This is a genomic window from Photorhabdus heterorhabditis (genome assembly GCF_001280945.1).
Lineage (GTDB): Bacteria > Pseudomonadota > Gammaproteobacteria > Enterobacterales > Enterobacteriaceae > Photorhabdus > Photorhabdus heterorhabditis.
The window spans coordinates 107651-127747 of the sequence record NZ_LJCS01000005.1 but is presented as its reverse complement, the minus strand read 5'-3'; the positions used below and the strand labels follow the sequence as shown (position 1 = coordinate 127747).

Here is a 20097-nt window from a genome sequence, read left to right as displayed (position 1 = left end):
GGAATTTTAATGGCAATATTGTTGCAAAAATCAAAGGTCATGAAGGTTGCTGGTATGTCATTGGCAATGTTACTGGCAGCGTGTTCCAGCGACCAAAGTTATAAGCGTGAGGTCAATGGTAATGATGCGTATCTTGATACGCCTCCTCTGAAAGCACTGAATATTCCTGCGGGTATGATATTGCCATTACAGAATGGTGAATATGATATTCCACCAACGATCTCTAAGGGGCTGGTTGGGAAAGAACTTGATATTCGCCCGCCATCTCAGGCATTGACTTTGTTGAGTGGTTCTCGTACTGAAAACAGTGCAAAAAACAGTAAGTTGCTACTTGAAAATACCCCTGAGAACAGCAATCTGTGGTCGCAGATTAATCATGTTATGCAGAAAAAAGGTTACAAAGTTAGCCAGCGTGATGATGCCAATCAAACACTGACAACGGATTGGATTGAATGGCAACGTGCAGATGAAAATGTTCCATATCAAACGCGTTACCGTATCAGTCTTGCCCGCCAGAGCTATCAGATTGAATTATCAGTTGTTAACGAAGGATTGAGACAAGCGGGTCAACAGATAACTGATCCTATTGAAATCCAGCGTTATAACGCACTGATGCTTAATCAGCTGATTGAAGGCGTGAACCAGCAACGTGAACGTATTAGTGATAACACTACTGCACGCAATTTCGGGCCATTGGATGTACAGAGTGGTGGTGATACTTCTGGGTTGCCACAGATAATTGTTCGGGCACCATATAATATCCTTTGGGACCGGCTACCGGCAGCACTGGAAAAAGTGGGAATGCAAGTAGGTAGCCGCAGCCGTTCTACGGGTTCTGTCACTGTGAACTATAAAGGTCTTAGTACATCTGATTGGAAATCAATGGGTGTTAATGAGCCTTCCATTAGCGAAGGGGATTATAAATTACAAGTTGGTGATTTGAATAACCGAAGCAGCTTACAGTTTATTAGTGATAAAGGTAAACCGTTAACTCAAGTACAAAATGATGAGTTGGTTGCAGTGTTGATAGCAGCTTTCAGCCAGACGGCAGGATTATAGTTTTAAATGTAAGTAAAGGGGCGTAAAGCCCCTTTACTATTTATAGTTATAGCTATTTCGGACAATTATTTTTCGTAGTGATATCTTGGAGTGTAATAAGATGCAAAAAAAAGCTGAGCTGTATCGTGGAAAGGCAAAAACGGTGTACACCACTGATGATCCTGATTTACTCGTGTTGGAGTTCCGTAATGATACATCAGCATTGGATGGCGAACGGATTGAACAGTTTGAGCGTAAAGGAATGGTGAATAATAAATTCAACCATTTCATCATGAGCAAACTGGAAGAAGCGGGTATTCCGACGCAAATGGAACGTCTGTTATCGGACACGGAAGTGTTGGTCAAAAAGCTGGATATGGTGCCAGTTGAATGTGTTATCCGAAACCGGGCTGCTGGTTCGTTAGTCAGACGCCTTGGTATTGAAGAAGGTTTGGTATTGAATCCACCTCTGTTCGATCTGTTTCTCAAAAATGACGCCATGCACGATCCAATGGTGAATGAATCCTATTGCGAAACTTTTGGTTGGGTCAGTAAAGAACACTTGGCTGAAATGAAAAAACTGAGTTATAGGGCTAATGAAGTCTTGAGCAAATTGTTTGATGATGCGGGTTTACTTCTGGTTGATTTTAAACTTGAGTTTGGTTTATTTAAAGGGCAAGTGGTTCTGGGGGATGAATTCTCTCCGGATGGAAGCCGTTTATGGGATAAAGAGACATTGGATAAAATGGATAAAGACCGTTTTCGCCAAAGTCTTGGTGGTCTGATTGAAGCGTATGAAGAGGTAGCACATCGTATCGGTGTTATTTTAGACTAATTACGCAAACGATTACCTGGGCCGAAAGGCCCTTTTTATTAGCATAAAGTGATGCTGGTTATAATTTCTCACTTTGTTTTTAGTAATTAATATTATTGGATAGGATTATAGCTGATATAAATTAACTTATATTTATTTAGCTTATTTTAATTAATTGGATATTAATTCAATAAGGGTAATTTTTCATTTTATTAGTAATAAATGGTTAAAGTTTAGAAAATACAGAGAACAACCAAAATTAACCAGAAATACAATTGTATTGTTGTGAATTTGTAAACACCATGATAATTTATTGGGTTTTCTGTTGGTTTTTTATTCGCTTATGACGCATTGTCTGGAATATGTTATCTATTGACAATATACTTGCGGCCCCCTTGGGATATGGAGTAACCCTTAAAAGGTATTGACAATATAAAATGAGATATATACCCAATAGATTTCAAGTTGCAGTGCGGCGGCAAGTGAACGCATCCCCAGGAGCATAGATAACTATGTGACTGGGGTAAGTAAACGCAGCCAACAAAGCAGCAGCTTGAAAGATGAAGGGTATAAATTTTATTTTCTGGCTATTTTCTTGTGATAGCGTTTATAAAGATCTCAATCATGTAGTGATAAACGTGAATATTTTGAGATAATTGCATTTTTCCAAATGCAAACAAGATGTTACTGTTGTGACCGATTTGTTATTAATTAAGGGCGGCACTAGCTGCATATCCATATATTGATGTTACGAATAACATCCCTAATTTTACTGAGGTGATATAACCCAAAGATGGAAAACATTATGTCAAAGAATTTAACCGCATGGCAGATACTGTTACGTAGTGCCATACCGTTTAAGGGAACGGTTATGTGTGCTTTTCTGGCCTTAACCTTCACATTATTATGCGATCTGGGTGGCCCCTATATTATAAGGAATTACGTCGATAGGGCGACGTCAGGAACCACTGCTGATCAGCTTATTATGTTGGCAATAATTTATCTTTTCATCGCCTCGATTGGTGTCATCGGTAGTCTGGTCACCAGTTACATGAGCACCAAGGCTGGTTGGGGTATCGCAGATACTATTAGATACAAACTCTTTCATCATGTGATGACGGTTTTACCCGTATTGGAAATAGAGAGAAGATCGCAGGGAGAGCTGTTGGAAAGTGTCGAAGGAAACGCTGACATTATAGGGAAAACGATTTCTAAAGCTGGCTTCAAGGCCATTGGTAATTCAGCTCTGGCACTCGGTACATTGATCATTATATTCAATGTCATGCCCCAGGCAGGTATTGCCATGGCTGTGGTTATTATATTGGTGGCATATGTACTGACTCAATTGACCAGACTTGCTGTTCGTCGCTGGCTAATTGCGCGAACTGAGAAAGCGAAGATCTTTGGTTTTATCGGTGATTCACTGCATGCAATGGATGATTTGCAACCATTGTCACAGGCTCATTGGCCTTCTGTTGCATTTCGTAAGATGTTGTCAACATTGCTCAAAATTGAACGCAGTGCTTATATCGGCGGTAGGGCTTTCTGGCCAATTACTCAGCTCTTTTTTGCATTATGTTTTGGTATCGGTTTTGGTTTCGGGCTTCAGTTACTTGGTCAGGACAGTATCAGTATCGGGACATTAACAATGGTTTATCTCTATGTTGACAAACTTCGGGAACCCGTGGAAGACATGTCATCAGAAATAGAGCTATTACAGAAGTTATTTGCTGCTTTATTACTTGCGGCTAAAACTTTAAATGAAGGGGCTTCAGATAAATCAGCGGATAATTTATTGCCTGATGGGCCTCTTTCTATCCATTTCGATAATGTTGATTTCAGTTATGGTGGGGAAGATACACAGGTTTTGCATGGCGTTAATTTTTACGTCGCTCCAGGGAGTAAAATTGGCATCATTGGTAGAACGGGAGCGGGGAAAAGTACCATTCTTAATTTGATGTGTGGATTTGCACAACCTGATTCGGGAAGGGTGACAATTGGAAATATTGATGTTTCAACAATCAGACCTGAAGAATTTGCGAAAAAGGTTGCCGTCCTTAGTCAGCGTTCTCATTTATTTTCCGCAACACTGCGGGAAAATTTAACGCTATTCAGTCATGAAATATCTGACAATCATATTTGGGATGTTCTGCAAGAATTAGATGCACTTGAATGGGCCAAAGCATTACCAGATGGTCTTGATACACCGGTCGGGGCTAATGGCCGGATAATGTCAGAAGGGGAAATTCAAATGATAGCGGGAGCCAGGGTGATGTTACGGCATTGCTCGTTGGTGATTATTGATGAAGGAACATCTCAACTCGATCCCCAGACTGAAGAGAGTTGGTTGAAACTACTTGAAAAATTAAGCCGCAATCGCACCGTAGTGATGGTCGCACACCGTCTTCATACACTTTCAGCCGTTGATGAAATCATCATTATTGATGATGGGCGGATTAAACAGCGAATTCCAGAAACAGAAATCGCAATGTCAACCAGCAATCATGGACTTATTGTATGACTATATCCCGTGTATCAACTAAACCTAAGATGTTACCGGCATTGATTGATCTGGTGAAAAGATTTGCACCTATCTATTTCATCACGATGTTTGTCTGGACGCTTATGCACGGTTTTCCTTTATTGGTTGGTTACTTAATCAGTAAATTACTGGATAGTGCAATAAATGAACCGACTAACCCTACAGTCTGGTGGTTGCTTGCTTCTGCGATTGCTGTAATGGTTTTGCGATCGCTAATTCTCTTCATGGGATTAAGCTTGGACTTTACGTTGATATTTAAAGTAAGTGCTTATTTGAAGGAGAGGGTTTTGCGCGGAGTGAGTCATTGTTCTCACAATCAAAGGCACGCTTTTTCACAAGGCGATATTTTGAATCGCATTCGTGATGACAGTGATGAAATTGCGGAATTCTTGAGTTGGACCTCTGATTTTATCTACCGGGCATTACTTTTAATGATCGCATTAGTTGTGCTTATCAACACTGATCCAATAACCACGCTGGCTCTTATGCCGATGATTGTAGGTCTCTGGGTTGGCGCGATACTTAAACGCAAAGTAGGTAATTTACAAGAGAGCAAACGTCAATCACAGGGAGATATCGCTGGTCAGATTACTGATGTTTTAACGGGAATACGTGATCTGCGCCTTAGCAACAAAATTGAAGGTCAGATTGAGAGGTTGTCGCAGAAATTTGTTAGTCGGCGGGCTATTCAAGCCAAACATCAGGTATTTACTGACCTTCTTTCTGGCCTGTTTAAAAATATTGTCATAATCGGAACGTCAGCTGTTTTATTGATAGTGAGTAAACGAATCGTTGATGGCAGTTTTACCGTGGGTAACCTGGCGTTATTTCTGACTTATATCGGCTGGATCAGTGAACAGATATTTTTCTTTGGTCGGTCTATTGCTAATTATAAAAATGCTGATGTGTGTTATGAGCGTATCAAACAGCTATTGGCAGATAAAAAAGAAACAAAAGAATATGAGCAAGGTGAGGTCCTCCATAAGCTTAGTGTTAATCATCTTGCGTATTCAAATACTCAGCTTCCTGTTTCATTTGAAGCGACAACTAATCAGGTCGTTGGAATCGTTGGTGAGATGGGAGCGGGTAAAACCACCTTTTTGCGTTATTTGATCGGTCTGGAAAAGTCCAGTTCTGGCAGTGTGCTTTGGAATAACAGAGAGGTTCTGGGGAATGAAAACTGGTGGCGGAATCCACGTATCGGTTATGCCAGACAGAAAGCGGGTTTTTTTGGTGGAACAGTAAGACAAAATCTCGCATTGGGCGATACGGATATTGATGATGATGTCATGGTGCAGGCTTTGGAGGCGGTAGGTTTGACCCCCGGTTCATATGAGTTGCCAGAAGGGCTTGATACTGTCATTAATTCTGGTAGCGCCCGGCAACTATCTGGTGGCCAGCGTCAGCGTTTGGCATTGGCTCGAATGTTATGCCGTCCAGCTGATGTTTATGTTGTTGATAACTGTGATTCATCATTAGATGCGGCTACGGCTCGTCACTTGTGGTCCACTTTACCTGAGCGCTGGCCCGGTCTGTGGATTGTTGTTTCATGCAATGCTGACTTTCTCGCTAAAGCTGACCATATTGTTACTGTTCAACGGCGGAGGGAGTTGGCGTGATCCCTGGAAAATAAGTTGTACTGCGTGAGGGATATTTCTAGCTTAATGATGTGCTTGTGGCGGTAGGGAATACCGATACGTTAAACGCTTGTCAGAGGCAATGTAAGACTAAAGCAATTGTATATACCCAATGGATTTCAAGATGGATCGCGACGGCAAGGGAGCGAATCCCCGGGAGCATAGATAACTATGTCATAGATAATTCTGTGACCGGGGTGAGAGAGTACAGCCAACCAAGAGGCAACTTGAAAGATAACGGGTATATTGCCATGCGATTGCCAATGACGACAAGAATCACCTGACTTTAGCCTGGTGAGTTTCAATGTATAAAGAATGTAGGCACTTGCAATGTGGCTGAGTTGAAGGTTCACTCAGCTATACTGAAATATGAAAGGAGAGGTTGTTATGGTAAAAATTGCTGATTATCCACAAGTGAAAAGTTGTGCTTAGAATTCGTTTCGCCGGAGTCAGATAACTGTTATCACAATTACTAAATTTAATCTGCATAACTTCATATCGGACTTTTCATATCAAAAACACCAAAGACTGGGATGATTGAGCAAAAATTGATATAAAAAAGCAAATCACCATTATTTGAGAAATGGCATGCTTGTTAAGAGATTAATTACCGCGTTGGATGAGGAAATAGCCGTATTAATAACTGCTTTGCTTGACGAGCAGTGGGAAGCGGTTAGGGCGTTGATGAGTGAGCCGTTGCGCATAGCGGCTGATGACGCGACATTAACCGTACTGGCAGATAGTTTGTATAACTCAGATATCGATATTATTTTCCAGCAGCAAAACGCTTGCCATTTACGGCTAAATACCCTCAATGGAAAATTTAACCTTTATATTGGGCTTAAAGATCAGCAGATTGACGCGCTTACGCTGGCTCCATGCCCGATACCCGATGTGTATGAAAAACCAGGCATCTTCACTGAAAAAACGCTAAGGGAGTTTGGCCTTGAAGCGCTTCCTGATGGTTTGGTATGTCTACCATCACCTAATGTTAAAGCATTGGTATTATTGCTTGCGGGTTCTGGTCCGCATTCAATGGATTATGATATTGGCCCTAATCCACTGTTTCGTATGTTGGCACATGAATTAAGCCAATACGGTATCGCCAGTGTGCGGTTTGACAAACGCTATTACCGTTATTGGCAGGGAAATACTGATCCAGAGTCCATCGATCTCGATGCAGAAGTTGTTGATGATGCGTGTCATATTTTAACTGGTTTGATGGAACATGCTGAATTCCACAATGTGCCGGTATTCCTTGTTGGGCACAGTTTTGGCGGATATGTTAGCCCGTTGATTGCAAAAAATTTACGGCAAAAATCGGGTCTAGATGTTGCGGGCATTGCAATGCTGGCGACGCCCTTTCGTCATTTACTCCAGGTGATTTTATCCCAATTATCCAGTGGCAAAGAGAAAGAGACGACATCTCTTGCGAACTTGCTGGCAGTACCGGAAAGCTATCTCAAACAGCTTGAGGACTACCATGCATTTACTTGCTTAAAAAATTTGCCCTCAATACCTTTATTCTTGGCTCAAGGAGATCAGGATTTTCAAGTTCCGTATGATATTGACTTTACAATGTGGAAAACTGCACTGCACAGCAATAAAGATGCGGAGTTCAAACTTTATACCGGGTTGAATCATATTTTATTGCCTACGACAGGATGCACCAGCGGAGAGGATTATTTGCAACCAAACCAAATCCCGGGGCAGCTGATTACTGATCTTGCCACATGGCTTATCCTTCGCTCATTATGAAACGAAAGGTAGCTCAGTTAGTCTTTTGCGATCAGATTGATCCAGTCATTTATTGTCGGCCACCGGACCAAATCCGCAAAGTTGACTGGATAACCAGCATATTTTAGCCGATCAACCAGCATCAACATTTTTATCGAATCGAAACCAATATCAAAAAGATTCTCGTCTGCTGGAATGGTTTCTGCTTCTGAGTGAAGGGCTTTGATTTCCCGGAGTAAAATTTCATATAAAAGTTGATTTTTCATCGTGCCTCCAAAGTTGTATTAAAAAATAGGCTACAATTCCCTGATCCCGTCGATCGGTGTGGATGCTGCTGCACGATGTGATGGATATACACCAAACACCACCGTAATGAAACATGCCGAGAGGGAAGCCAATAAAAATGAATAAAATGAGAAGCCAACGGCAATATCAAATAGCGATAAGACCTTGAAACCGATAAATGATAATAATAATCCTAATAGTGCTCCCAATAATGAAATCAAAAATGCTTCGGTAAGAAATTGATAAAAAATATCGGAATAACTTGCTCCTACCGCAAGTCGTATACCAATTTCTCTTCTGCGCTCTCTGACACTGATCAAAATAGTATTCATCACACTAACTCCCGCAACAAAGAGCGTTACTGATGATATTGATAGCAGGAAAAGGTTAATTTTTGTCTGAGTTTCATTCAACGTTTTCAACAATTCCGTGGTATTACGTATCTCATAGCTTTGCTGACGTTTAAACTGTGATAACCGTTCTTCAACAGCGCGCTTAACCGGTTCGACATGAGTAGCGTCCTTGGCTTTCAACACAATACCGCTGGGAGGTGTATTACCGAATAGCCTCACCAGAAAGCTATTTCTTGGTAAAAATACAGTATTATCAACTCCCGCATCCATGCCTTCACCTTTCTGCGCCAGGATGCCGATGACTCGCATAGAGATGTCGTTAATTTTAATATTCTGTTCAAATGCGGCTTCTTTATGGGGAAATAGTCGTTCGGCTAGGGAAACCCCTAAAACGACGACGTTTGCCAGAGTATCATCTTCTTCTGGTGTATAAAAACGCCCGTGTTCAATGACCAGATTACGGATAATCGCTATATCCGCATTAGCACCGAGCAATTGAGCATTAGTCGTGCCTTGTGGAGAAACTATCGTTCCTGAAGCGGTGGAAAAAAGGGTGCTGTGGCTGATATGCGGATTACCTGAAAGTGACGTGATATCTTTTTGGGTCAGATAATTATTATGGGAATCGAAAGCACCGTTTTCTTGTCCTTTGTATTTTACTGAGATGATGTTACTTCCCATTGAGGAAACAGCTTTGACAATGTGATCCTTGGTTGCCATCCCGATAGCCTGCATAATCACAATTGAAGCGACTCCGATGGCAATGCATAACAAAGTTAAGAAAACTCGTGTCTTATGTGCCGCGAGGGAGCGTGTTGCCATCCTGAGGTTAAATAGGATAACAGTAGAATAAATGTCAAGCTTTAGGGGTATTTTCATTATGCCCATTGTGTCACCAAAGAACCGTTATCCAGGCACAACTTACGCTTTGCGTATCCAGCAACAGTTTGATCGTGTGTCACGAGAATGATGCCACATCCATTATCATGTAATTCAGTAAAAAGCTGCATCAGATTGGTCGCATTAGCGGTATCTAATGCGCCGGTAGGTTCATCGGCAATAATAAACTTCGGATTATTGATTAATGCACGGGCTACAGCAACGCGCTGCTGTTCTCCGCCAGAAAGATGACGCGGGTATTTATCCAATAAATTATTAAGTTGGAGGCGTTCTATTAAGTAATTGAAGTACTTTCTGTCGTAATTGAAATCTCTTTTTAAGTAGTACATCGGCATTAAGATATTTTCATCAATCCGGTAATGATCGAGCAGGTTGTAGTTCTGAAAGACAAAACCAAAATATTTCCGCCGCAAAAGCGCCAATGAGTGAGTCTTTTTCTGCGTCATTTCCAGGTCATTAATAAGATATTTTCCCGTACTGGCGGTATCCAAAAGCCCGATTATATTCAATAAAGTACTTTTCCCTGAGCCAGAGCGACCAAGAATAGCAACGTAGTCATGTGGATCGATAGTTAAACAAATATCTTTCAGCACAAAATGCTTTTTGTTCTCATTGCCGTAGATCTTGCAGATATTATTTAGGGTTATCATCTTTACCACCAAGATTATCTTGTTTGGAAAGTACAACGATCTGTTCATTATTCTGCAATCCGCTGACAACAACTGAGTGTATTCCATCGTTATGACCGACAATCAATTTCCTTATTACGATATTTCCATCTTTCATCTCACGTAAAAAATAGGCGGTTAGATTATCATTTACAGGTTGATGTCGTTTGTTATTCAGTACGTCATTGGGTATGGTCACTACCGCAGTACTTTCATGTGTCACAATAGTGACATCAGCACTCATGCTAGGTTTTAGCAGGAAATTGTCATTAATCACATCAAACAGCACTGTATAATAAACTGCATTATTAATTAGGTCAGGTTTATACATGATCTTCTTAACATTACCGTGCCATATATGCTGATTTGCACTATAGATCTTGAAGGAAGCTTTTTGCCCGGTCACGATTTGGTTAATATCTGCCTCAGAAACTTTTGCATAAACGGTCATATTCTTGAGATCGGCAATTTGCATGAGAACAGGTGTCTGTTGATTAACATTGAGGGTTTGACCTGGATCAACATAGATTGCAGTCACTACGCCGGCAATAGGTGCATAGATTTGGGTATAACTGAGGCTGACTTCTTCGCTATGTAAAATATGTTCATTTTGTCTGATATCTGCTTTAAGGTTTTCAATTCTTGCCAGACTTTTCTTTACGCCGAAAGTCGCCTCATCCAGTAATTGTTGGCTGGTTGCAGAGTGTAGACTAAGCTGTCTTTGGCGTTTTTCGGTAATGACCAGGAACTGGTAGGTGTATTGTTCTTCCTTCAATATGGCCCGCAATTTTTCCAATCGCGCGCGGCTTGCCTCAACTTTAGTACGATAAAAAGTATCATCAATGCTGGCAACCCGCTTACCTGCTTCGACGATATCCCCGACTTCAACGTATAACTTGATTAACTGGCCAGAGATTTGACTACCAACGTTAACCTGGCTAGTCGGTTGTATAACACCGGCAGCACCTACCGTAGAAATAACATCCCCTAACGTTCCTGTGATGATTTGCTCTGCCATCACAGCAGGTGTTTCTTTCCGGTTGAATGTGTAATAAACCACGGCGATAAAAATGATCATAACGATAGTGATAATTGCCCATTTCTTTTTTTTGATCAGCACAATCAGTATCCGTCTTAGTATTTGCTATAGTTTCATGTCGCCAGGTGTCAGGTAATGCTGAGTACCCATGCAATCCAATAAATCAATCAAAAATAGTCCCATGTCGCTAATAATATTTTCAGAGAAAATATCATCGTCGTAGAGCCATTCCAGACCCAATCCGGTTGGGGTGTTTACCAACTCGAGCGCGATATCCCCTTTAGGTTTAAGCCCCTTGACTTTTTCCTTTGTGCAACGGGTTTCACCAAGATACAAACTGGTGGAGAATCCGATTTGAGAAGAGAAATAATAAGCGATTTCTGGTAGCTGCATACCGTGGTAGTGGTAAAGATGTTGTTTCAAGTACGCCAGCGAAATATTGGAATGTGCATTCGCGTCTATCAGGAAATCACGGACATACTTGGATACGTTAATTAGCGAAGTTTCAGTGGTAGCATAGGGCAATAGCAAGGTTGTTGCAAAGCTTCCGACGCTATCAAATGGCACAGGAGGAACACGGTTGGCGCAAGGGATGCCCATTATTAGCTCGTCTTTATTGAGTAATGATTTGATGGTCATTAAAAATGCCCCAATCACGATATGTTCCAGAGTCACTGCATGTTTTTTCTGTACAGAAGACAATGTCGCAATTAATTGAGGGGACAATGTCATCGAGTAACGTCGACCACGAACCCGAAGATTAGCCTCTGGTACAGAATGATGTTGTCCGGTGATAGAAAGCACGTTGAACAGTTTTTCGGTCCAAAAATTTAATGTTTCATCTGACATATGTGGATTAATTACCGCAACTTTTGTTTCCGTAACGGCTTCTATATTCGGTATATTATCGGCATAAATTGAAGATAATTTTTGCAACACATGAGCAATTGACATTCCATCACAAAATGCATGGTGGAAATTTAACAAAAGGTAATATTCATTCTCCGCCACTTTCAGCAACTTAAAACATACCGGTGGATTTTCCTGTAATGACATTGGTTTGAAGGCCAGATCATTTAATATCTTGCGTAATGCAATCTCAATATTGATACCTGTAGTATGAGTCAGGTCGATATATTCGAAGGGTAAATCTTCTTCGGTAATAGGTAAAAAGGATAAAGAGAGTTGCCCTTCTGCCATTGTTACTTTCTGGCAGAGGGCAGGGAAACATTGCATGGTATACAGCAAAGCGCAATGTAATTTCTTTAAATCGATATTACCGACAAGATGATAATATAACGGGATATTGTGTGCCCCTGAACGGTTAGAAATAGTGTCAATTATCCAATAATATTGGTCGTGCTGTTCTGTCAGGCAAGTGTTATTTTTATTGGTTAAAACCGGCATTTGTCCCTGTTGAATGACGGATTGCAATAAATAACCTAATCTGGGGGACTGATAGAAATCTTCCAGCCGGATAGTACAATCAAAATGTTGTTGGATCTTATTAATTAGCAACAATGCTTTAAGTGAGGTACCGCCTGCGTCAAAGAAATCGGTATCCTCATTAACTATTTTGTCGCTGTCGCCAAAGACTTCTCGCCATAATGTAAAAAATATTTCGCGTTTTTCTCCTTCAATTTGTGACATATTATTTCTTTTACTTAAATATGTCTCTGGAACAGATTGATCGGATGAGCTTAATTCGACAATAAAAGGTACCTGCAATTTTGGATAACATCCGCGCAGGAAGGAGACTATTTCGTGGCGATCTATCGGGTATACATCATGAGGTATAAATATATTAATATACTGGTACCCAGTTTCACTTTCTTTTAGCGTTAAATAAATTTCATCAATATCAAAAGCGGCTGCAAGTAATTTATGCATTTCTTCCAGATCGACACGTTTTCCATCAATTTTTCGCTCTTTATCCAATCGACCCACGAAATTTAAATTTCCCAGGACATCGTAAAACCCACGATCCCCGGTTAAATAATAGATTTTTCCATCGTTCAACTGTAAGAATTTACATGAAGTTGATTCGTCATCGTTAATATATCCAGTACATATAGAATCGCCACGGATGCATATTTCTCCACTGCTACCGTTGATGATTTTATCAGTTCCATATTCCCGAATGACGATAGAGGTATTTGCCAATGCTTTACCAATGATATTTCCGGGGTGAAATTCATCATCTATTTTATGGCAGCTAGCCACAACACAACATTCTGTTGGGCCATAAGAGTTAATTAGAGATATTCCACAGCCTACTTTTTCTAACCAATGGTGGATAGCTTTATCCATTGCTAAATCACCACCGATAATTGCCATTCTGATTGAAGGCGACAATTCTTTAATGGCTGCGTGTAGGAAAAAGACAATTTGATGCCAGTAATTCGTAGGGAAATTAATTATAGTGACCGATTGAGCATGACAAAATGAAAACAGTGTATCAAGCTCAGCGATCATTTGATCGCTAGCAATTGTCAGAGTAGCTCCCTGATAAAAACATCCGAACACTTCTTCAATATAAGCATCGAAAACCGGCGTGCTGAAATTAAGAATAACATCATCCTGTTTAATGCCATACTTATCTGTCATTGCGGCCAAATAAGCATAAAGTCCCTTGAAAGTTATCGGTACCGCTTTTGGTACGCCAGTGGTTCCTGATGTAAAAAAGATGTAGGCTTCGTCTTCTTTGGTCGCAGGGCGTTTTATGTTATGTCCCAGAGATATTCTAGCGGGGAGAATATCTATATCCTCAATAAAGAAAATATGAGCATGATTAATGCCATTCACTTTATCATGGTAATTCTGTGCAGTTATCAAGAAAGAGATATCTAGCCCACGTAATATACTACTGATTTCTTCTCGTCCGAATGTCATGTTGATTGGAACAAAGCATAACCCAGCAGCATGGATTGCTAATATGGATAATAAGGATTCCATTCCCCTTGGTAATAATACTGCTACCCTTTGGTTTTGCATCGGATAAGATAATAGCAGTTGGCTGAGATTTAATAGCTTACAGTAAAGCTCACGGTAATTAAGGTAATGTGCAGCGTTTATTATGGGCTGACTTCCACAAATTACTGCTTTCTTATCTGGAGATGTCTCGGCTATTTTCGCTATTTTGGAAATAATGTTCTCTTTGATAGGGTGATTAATGATAATATTTTCTATAGCCCATATGCCTGATGTAATATTGTCATCTGTTTCTATCGATTTATATTTTTTCCAATATGTTTCGATAGTTTCATTGATATTTATCGTCATAGTGTTATAGATATGTAAATATTCATCAATCAAAGCATGTGCGGTAGAAACACTATACAGGCGGCTCCCTGCATCCAATTCAACTAATGCCGGTTTTCCATCAGAGGAGAATCGGATATTAATGCCATAATTATTTACTGCTCCGGAAATCATACAGCCGCGAGTAGCGCGGTTATTTTTCATGAAACCATGTTCAAGCTCATGTAACAGGTTAACATAGGGCGCAGAAGTTAATTGATCCGCTCGACTTATCGCACCATCGTTTAAATCATTTATATCAATACGACTATGTTTGCTATGCAGGCTGATCTGAGATTGCATTTCTATAAGGATTTGTTTTATCGTTGCCCCTGGAGATAAAGAAACCATAAGAGGCAAAGTGTTCATAGCCGGGCGATAATAACGGTATTCTCCTTTGCCTCGTCTATTGGAGAAAGGTAAATTGATAATACTTGTTGATGAGTGGCCCTGTTTGGTCATTTGTAAGCATAAAGCCAATATCATCATCAACTTATCATTAAAAGTGAAACTACCGTTATTGGTGGTGAGTGGTCGGCTAACTTTAATCGCTTTGGAAGGAAATAAACGTTTACGTGCATAATCTTCTAATATGGGAAGTTGGTTAAGATAATTATCCCAATAGTTTTTGTCGTTGGTATAATATATGCTTGCCTTATATTTAACATCATTAAGGTAAGCGTGATAGGTAAAAACAGATTCTAATATTGGGGGGGATAGGGTTTCTTCATAGCAGGATAGAACATCATGAATTAATTGTCCAATTCCCCAATAATCTGTAGCAATATGATGAGCAACGATTCCCCAAAAATAGCATCCAATATCATTAAAATAAAGATAATGTCTGATTGTAACGCCATTTTCGATGTCCAGTGGTTCAGTTGATCTCTTTTTAAAATCAGTTTTAGCTGCTTGTTCTATCATTGAATCTGACCGTTCTATCCGTATGATTTCAATCGGTGCAGATCCTCGATCTTGAAAAATGTTTTGTTCAGAAAGACGATAACGTAAAGAAAAACCATCATTAAAACTGTGAATAGTCATAATGGCCTGTTCTAGTCTTTCCAGACTAATACAGTCATTGAAACTGATGAATTCGCCGACATTGAAGACAGATTTATCGTCAGCTACAGTATTAGCAATGGCTAAACGGAGCTGTGTATAGTTCAATGGCCAATAATTTTCACTATATTCCATTATCCTGCTACTCCACTCTATATTTTATTTTGCAACTCGCTCTTTATTTTTTCGAAAATAGATTCATCCATGCATAACCCAATATTGCCTTCTGCACTAAAACATATCAGGGGACGTTTGCTGGTACGCAGAATAAAATATTTGTTTCGTTTCTTTTGATAGTATCCAGATGAATAATGGATAATATGTATACCATTACTGCGATGAAAGTCGTCCAGGGAAGTTCCTTCTTCCCGGCGCAATGAGGAAATAGTCCATTCGTGTGAATATACTCCTGACTTCATCAATAATTTCCCTTCCTTGACTACTGCCTTATTTGATAACAGTTGATAGCCCACAAATAGGGTGATGATGACAAAGAGAGTGGTTGTAATGCCTGCCACCAATTTATTGGGATTACTGCTATTGAGCCAGTATGGTACTGGCAGAAAAACCAGAGCAATAAGGACGAACATGGCGACGTTCATTAATATGACTTTGAAGTCTGGATTTAATCCCACGATATTATTCATGCTACTGCCATTCCTAAAGATAATTCGGTAAAAAGATGAACCACTTCTTTACGCCCTTCGCGAGTTTCCGGCAGATTAATATAACCACACTTTTGTGCTGCAAACAGGCAAGCTGTGATTTCCCGCCGGATAGCTTCTTTCACCAGAGTGTCAACCATTTCTTGATTGTTATAGAGTCTGGCAAGATGAAGAGAAGCTGTGCCAGTTGAGAGGTCGCTATGGTCAATTTTAGGTAGATAATTTGCCATACAGACAGTAACGGCTGTTTGTACTGCCAGACTTAAATAGGCTGCTACGTTAACCGCTGCTGCTGCATTTACCGCCGCGACGACTCTGGTGCCGACAGCCACGTTAACCGCAGCAACCACATTTGCTCCGACGACCAGGCGGGCAATCTCAATGCGGGTATCGTCTTCGCTGTTTAAGGGTTCCAGAATTTCCTTTAACCGGATAAGAGGAGGACTGTCTGTATCTTGCAGCTGATAGGATTCGATATGCTCTTTAAAATGTGCAACAAGACTGGCGTCTTGATTGAGGTGATAATTGATTCGGCTTCTCAGGCTTGAGCCTTTTTCATTTAAACCATAGGTTTTTAGTCGGGAAAAGAGCGTTTCATAATCGTTGGTTTTTACTGAATTCATTAAATCTTTATCATAAGTGATAAACAACAGTAATTCCTCAGCGGAGCCGGGGCTAACAATATCTTTGTCTATACCGAATTCATCCAATACTTTTTCGGGTGATTCTCTATATTCTAATGCCAAAGTAGGTTGTTGTTTTATGGTTTCCCAAAATCGGTTATAGGTGATGATCTCTTCCCAAACTTCTACCGGGAGTTTTGCGTTTGACATTGACAATCTCAGCTTGTTTTCCTCGACTTCTCCTGGGGAAAGTAATGAACGTGGCACGCCAAAGAGACGAGTGCTGTCAGTACTGGCGTTAACGGTAGGTATGACACTGCCAATGGCTGCTCCGGCGGCTACGCCAATAAATGTACGTCTTTTCATCATTCGTTCCTTTATAAGTTAACGGAATTCTTTTTTTACTGAGTGTTATACCCTTCATCTTTCAAGTTGTTGCTTTGTTGGCTGCTTTCACTTACCCCAGCTACATCGTTATCTATGCTCCTAGAGATGTGTTCACTTGCCGCCGAGCTGCAATTTGAAATCTATTGGATATATAAGACGAAATTTAACCTTTTCTTATTAAGTTCTTCATCACTGATACAATTTCATGACGTAATTATCTAGCTAAAATTTTTTACCAACGATACTCATTGTCAGTATATATTGTGATTACCGTAACAATATCTGGATATTATTCTCATGCTAGGTGAGGAAACATAGAATAATTCACCCTCCGTTCGATTAAAGGTTAGATGCTACTAACTATTAGCTGGATAGCTCAATTTTGCAATAGGTTAGTTGATTAAATTTATATTTTGGGTGTTTAGGCTAAATATATCTTGGCATAAAGTGTGTTTATTTGGAGCCTGCTCACAAAATAGGGGGTGGAAATATTCATAAAGGATAATAAATTATTTCCTTTCCTTGATTACCACTTCATCTAATAAAAATTTTATAGTCGAAAAGTCCTTATTATGGCGATATTTGTTAGTAGTAATGCTAATACCCGTTATCTTTCAAGTTGCCTCTTTGTTGGCTGCACTCTCTCACCCCGGTCACAGAGTTCTCTATGACATAGTTATCTATGCTCCCGGGGATACGCTCCCTGGCCGTCGCGATCCACCTTGAAATCCATAGGGTAAAGGTTTGGATTCAATTCTGTAATATTGTTCATGCTGTTATCATTTTTAAAGACAATTCGGTAAAGAGGTCAATGACTTCTTTGCGTTCTGCCCGAGTCGCTGGAAGGTTAATATAACCACATTTTTGTGCGGCAAACAGGCAAGCGGTAATTTCCCTCTGGGTGGTTTCTTTGACCAGCGTATCGACCATTTTTGGGTTGTTGTAGATTCTGGCAAGATGAATGGAGACTGCGCTGGCGGAAATTCTCTCCCGGAGAAAGTAATGAACGTGGTACTCCAAATAGACGATTACTGTTAGCCTTTGCGTTAACGGTAGGTATAACACTACCAATGGCTGCTCTGGCGGCTGCGCCAATAAATGTACGTCGTTTCATTATTCACTCCTTATATTGAATCAACGGCGTTTTCTGCTGCTGATTGATATATCAGAAGATCCAATCTTTCCTTAGCATTAAATTTTTTGATTACTGGAATAATTTCCCCATGATAATTATCTAATAAATTCTGGCGTGTTCCTTCGTCCTTATGTAGGTAGGCACAGGCTTGGCAGGGATGAACGATTTTTTCCAGATTAATGTTGCTATCTTGTGGACGATATTTTTTTAGAATCTTGTACGGCCCCTCTGTCCGTAACCAGACTTTCATAAAGTCTTCTTCTTGCCCTTTGAAAAGTTGGGCTAAATCCCCTCCTTGTAACCGACCAAGTTTCATTTCCGGGATATGCTCTAATGTCAGACCACAGCAGGCGGAAATTTCACCATGTGGTGTCAGCACGATATTTTCAAAGACCTGATCACACCCTTTTGTCAGTTGTTCATCTCGGTTCGGCACGTTTTTCCGTTCTTCACTGGTATCATAGAATGGCATCCAGGTGTTTCGCTGTAAGCTAATCTTGTTTTGTGCTTTGAGACGTTTAATGATCGGATTTTGGGTAATTTGTGTTGCAATGGCGGAATCTGCGGTGTCCTGTTCCACTGTAATCAGTGTCGTAATGTTTTGCCCGGCCAACGCTTCCGCTGCTGCAACTACGTTGTCGATTGGCACCCATTCGCTGTGATCTTTCCCGGTACTGATGTTTATCTCTGTGATACCGGCATCTGTTAAATCTTGGGCGATTTTTTGCGCCTTTTCCCGATTTTTTCCCCAATAACCATTGGTCACGCAACGGGTCAATAAGCCATGTTCCGAGGCAAAACGGATAGCTTCCATGAGATCTTTGCCTAACAGGAAACACTCTCCACCACTAAAAACGACTAACTTTAGTCCTGGGAAATTAGCTTTTGAATGTGCAATAAATTGTTTAATTTCATCCAGGCTGAGGCGTGCTTTCACTGAAGGATTACATTCAAAACAACATTCTTTGCAAGCGGCATTGCAAGTATATGTTGTGATTACCGTGGCTGTATTCGGATATTTTTCCCAATATCCAGTAGGAAAGCATGACATAATTTACCCCCGGTTAGATTAATGGTTAGGCGATATTCACTATTAGCAGTATGAATTCATTTTGCAATGCATTGGTTAATTAAATTCGTATTTTGAGTGTTTAGGCTAAGTATGACGTGTTAAAAATATGCTTATTTAGAGGATGATCACAAAATAGGGGGCAGAAATATTTATTATGGAGGATAAAGTAAGAGGGAATAATTCGTGAGCTACTGTCGCCGAATGCATTTTTATATCATTATAAGGAATATGACTATGTGTGTTGGATTTACACTGTAACCAGCCGAATTAGCGAAGGTTTATCATGAAAAAGGTTATTAGCTTGGCAAGTCTTTAACTGGCATATTGAACACAATTTCCCTCATTAACTGCGAATTTAATTTTCGCAGGAATAAAAAAGGTGATGCTGAAATAATATAACTTCCCAATGTGGCTGAATTTTTTATTATACTTTTTATTGCTGAAAATGGGATTAGTGTTTTATTTAGTTATACTACAAGTAGCTGGATTATTTTGAAATTATTGATGCTATATGAATATATAAAACTCGATATTAACGATCCTGAAAGGGTAGAAATTATTTGCTCTCAGCAACTGTTGCTTTCAGGAAAAGTAGCTATAATGGCGTGTCGTCTGATTCGAGGGATACTCATATGCAGCGCTCATGTGAAAAACAGATGATGATGAAAAAAAACGGTTACCGGGCATCTTAAGTAATATAATTGTTGTTGATGGTGGTGAGGAATTGAATAGTTGATTATTTAGAAATACTTATTAATATTGTAAGTGAAAAATTAGTTTTGTAATGTAATACAAGGAAAAATCGCCCTGGCCTAATCGAGTTTAGGTAGCTATACCCAA

The 20097-nt window shown here is 40.1% G+C and carries 14 protein-coding genes; 5 read left to right on the top strand and 9 right to left on the bottom strand.

Annotation, left to right across the window (positions count from 1 at the left end; translation table 11 throughout):
• The first annotated feature begins 9 nt into the window (after positions 1 to 9).
• The 5 genes from bamC (at position 10) to AM629_RS03680 (ending at position 7789) form a co-directional block, all read left to right on the top strand.
• Positions 10 to 1059: an outer membrane protein assembly factor BamC gene (gene bamC / locus AM629_RS03700; protein ID WP_054476257.1), complete on the top strand. Its 1050-nt coding sequence runs from the start codon at positions 10 to 12 to the stop codon at positions 1057 to 1059.
• Positions 1060 to 1159: 100 nt separating this feature from the next.
• Positions 1160 to 1873: a phosphoribosylaminoimidazolesuccinocarboxamide synthase gene (gene purC / locus AM629_RS03695; RefSeq protein WP_054476255.1), complete on the top strand. Its 714-nt coding sequence runs from the start codon at positions 1160 to 1162 to the stop codon at positions 1871 to 1873.
• Between the two features lie 784 nt (positions 1874 to 2657).
• Positions 2658 to 4373, top strand: coding sequence for an ABC transporter ATP-binding protein (locus AM629_RS03690; RefSeq protein WP_235525390.1), 1716 nt, complete (start codon positions 2658 to 2660; stop codon positions 4371 to 4373).
• Positions 4370 to 6013 carry an ATP-binding cassette domain-containing protein gene (locus tag AM629_RS03685; RefSeq protein ID WP_054476252.1) on the top strand — a complete coding sequence of 548 codons (1644 nt, stop codon included), beginning with the start codon at positions 4370 to 4372 and terminating at the stop codon, positions 6011 to 6013. The genes AM629_RS03690 and AM629_RS03685 overlap by 4 nt, the downstream gene beginning before the upstream one ends.
• A gap of 606 nt (positions 6014 to 6619) precedes the next feature.
• A complete protein-coding gene (locus AM629_RS03680; protein WP_054476251.1) occupies positions 6620 to 7789 on the top strand; it encodes an alpha/beta hydrolase in 1170 nt (389 codons plus the stop codon).
• Positions 7790 to 7806: 17 nt separating this feature from the next.
• On the opposite strand, the gene AM629_RS03675 is transcribed toward AM629_RS03680, so the two are convergent.
• The 9 genes from AM629_RS03675 to AM629_RS03635 form a co-directional block, all read right to left on the bottom strand.
• On the bottom strand, positions 7807 to 8034 hold the full coding sequence (locus AM629_RS03675; protein ID WP_054476250.1) for a phosphopantetheine-binding protein: 228 nt from the start codon (positions 8032 to 8034) through the stop codon (positions 7807 to 7809).
• 30 nt (positions 8035 to 8064) lie between these two features.
• Positions 8065 to 9228 carry an ABC transporter permease gene (locus AM629_RS03670; RefSeq protein WP_235525391.1) on the bottom strand — a complete coding sequence of 388 codons (1164 nt, stop codon included), beginning with the start codon at positions 9226 to 9228 and terminating at the stop codon, positions 8065 to 8067.
• Between the two features lie 56 nt (positions 9229 to 9284).
• Complete coding sequence (locus AM629_RS03665; protein ID WP_054476248.1) at positions 9285 to 9956, bottom strand: ABC transporter ATP-binding protein; 672 nt, start codon at positions 9954 to 9956, stop codon at positions 9285 to 9287.
• Positions 9940 to 11094, bottom strand: a complete 1155-nt coding sequence (locus tag AM629_RS03660) for an efflux RND transporter periplasmic adaptor subunit (RefSeq protein ID WP_054476247.1) — start codon at positions 11092 to 11094, stop codon at positions 9940 to 9942. The genes AM629_RS03665 and AM629_RS03660 overlap by 17 nt, the downstream gene beginning before the upstream one ends.
• A gap of 24 nt (positions 11095 to 11118) precedes the next feature.
• Entirely contained in the window at positions 11119 to 15510 is a 4392-nt protein-coding gene (locus AM629_RS03655) for an AMP-binding protein (protein ID WP_054476245.1), read from the bottom strand.
• A 17-nt stretch (positions 15511 to 15527) separates the two neighbouring features.
• On the bottom strand, positions 15528 to 16022 hold the full coding sequence (locus AM629_RS03650) for a hypothetical protein (RefSeq protein ID WP_054476244.1): 495 nt from the start codon (positions 16020 to 16022) through the stop codon (positions 15528 to 15530).
• A complete protein-coding gene (locus tag AM629_RS03645) occupies positions 16019 to 17029 on the bottom strand; it encodes a hypothetical protein (RefSeq protein WP_054476243.1) in 1011 nt (336 codons plus the stop codon). The genes AM629_RS03650 and AM629_RS03645 overlap by 4 nt, the downstream gene beginning before the upstream one ends.
• Positions 17030 to 17897: 868 nt before the next feature.
• Complete coding sequence (locus AM629_RS23870; protein ID WP_054476242.1) at positions 17898 to 18164, bottom strand: hypothetical protein; 267 nt, start codon at positions 18162 to 18164, stop codon at positions 17898 to 17900.
• Between the two features lie 10 nt (positions 18165 to 18174).
• Positions 18175 to 19236: a radical SAM protein gene (locus AM629_RS03635; RefSeq protein WP_054476239.1), complete on the bottom strand. Its 1062-nt coding sequence runs from the start codon at positions 19234 to 19236 to the stop codon at positions 18175 to 18177.
• Positions 19237 to 20097: the final 861 nt, after the last annotated feature.

Excerpts from the sequence above, each read along its gene's own strand:
- bamC (WP_054476257.1), top strand. The coding sequence starts at position 10 with ATGGCAATATTGTTGCAAAAATCAAAGGTCATGAAGGTTGCTGGTATG.
- AM629_RS23870 (WP_054476242.1), bottom strand. The coding sequence starts at position 18,164 with ATGAAACGACGTACATTTATTGGCGCAGCCGCCAGAGCAGCCATTGGT.
- AM629_RS03690 (WP_235525390.1), top strand. The coding sequence starts at position 2,658 with ATGTCAAAGAATTTAACCGCATGGCAGATACTGTTACGTAGTGCCATA.
- AM629_RS03665 (WP_054476248.1), bottom strand. The coding sequence starts at position 9,956 with ATGATAACCCTAAATAATATCTGCAAGATCTACGGCAATGAGAACAAA.
- AM629_RS03685 (WP_054476252.1), top strand. The coding sequence starts at position 4,370 with ATGACTATATCCCGTGTATCAACTAAACCTAAGATGTTACCGGCATTG.
- AM629_RS03655 (WP_054476245.1), bottom strand. The coding sequence starts at position 15,510 with ATGGAATATAGTGAAAATTATTGGCCATTGAACTATACACAGCTCCGT.
- AM629_RS03680 (WP_054476251.1), top strand. The coding sequence starts at position 6,620 with ATGCTTGTTAAGAGATTAATTACCGCGTTGGATGAGGAAATAGCCGTA.
- AM629_RS03675 (WP_054476250.1), bottom strand. The coding sequence starts at position 8,034 with ATGAAAAATCAACTTTTATATGAAATTTTACTCCGGGAAATCAAAGCC.
- AM629_RS03650 (WP_054476244.1), bottom strand. The coding sequence starts at position 16,022 with ATGAATAATATCGTGGGATTAAATCCAGACTTCAAAGTCATATTAATG.
- purC (WP_054476255.1), top strand. The coding sequence starts at position 1,160 with ATGCAAAAAAAAGCTGAGCTGTATCGTGGAAAGGCAAAAACGGTGTAC.
- AM629_RS03635 (WP_054476239.1), bottom strand. The coding sequence starts at position 19,236 with ATGTCATGCTTTCCTACTGGATATTGGGAAAAATATCCGAATACAGCC.
- AM629_RS03645 (WP_054476243.1), bottom strand. The coding sequence starts at position 17,029 with ATGAAAAGACGTACATTTATTGGCGTAGCCGCCGGAGCAGCCATTGGC.
- AM629_RS03670 (WP_235525391.1), bottom strand. The coding sequence starts at position 9,228 with ATGGCAACACGCTCCCTCGCGGCACATAAGACACGAGTTTTCTTAACT.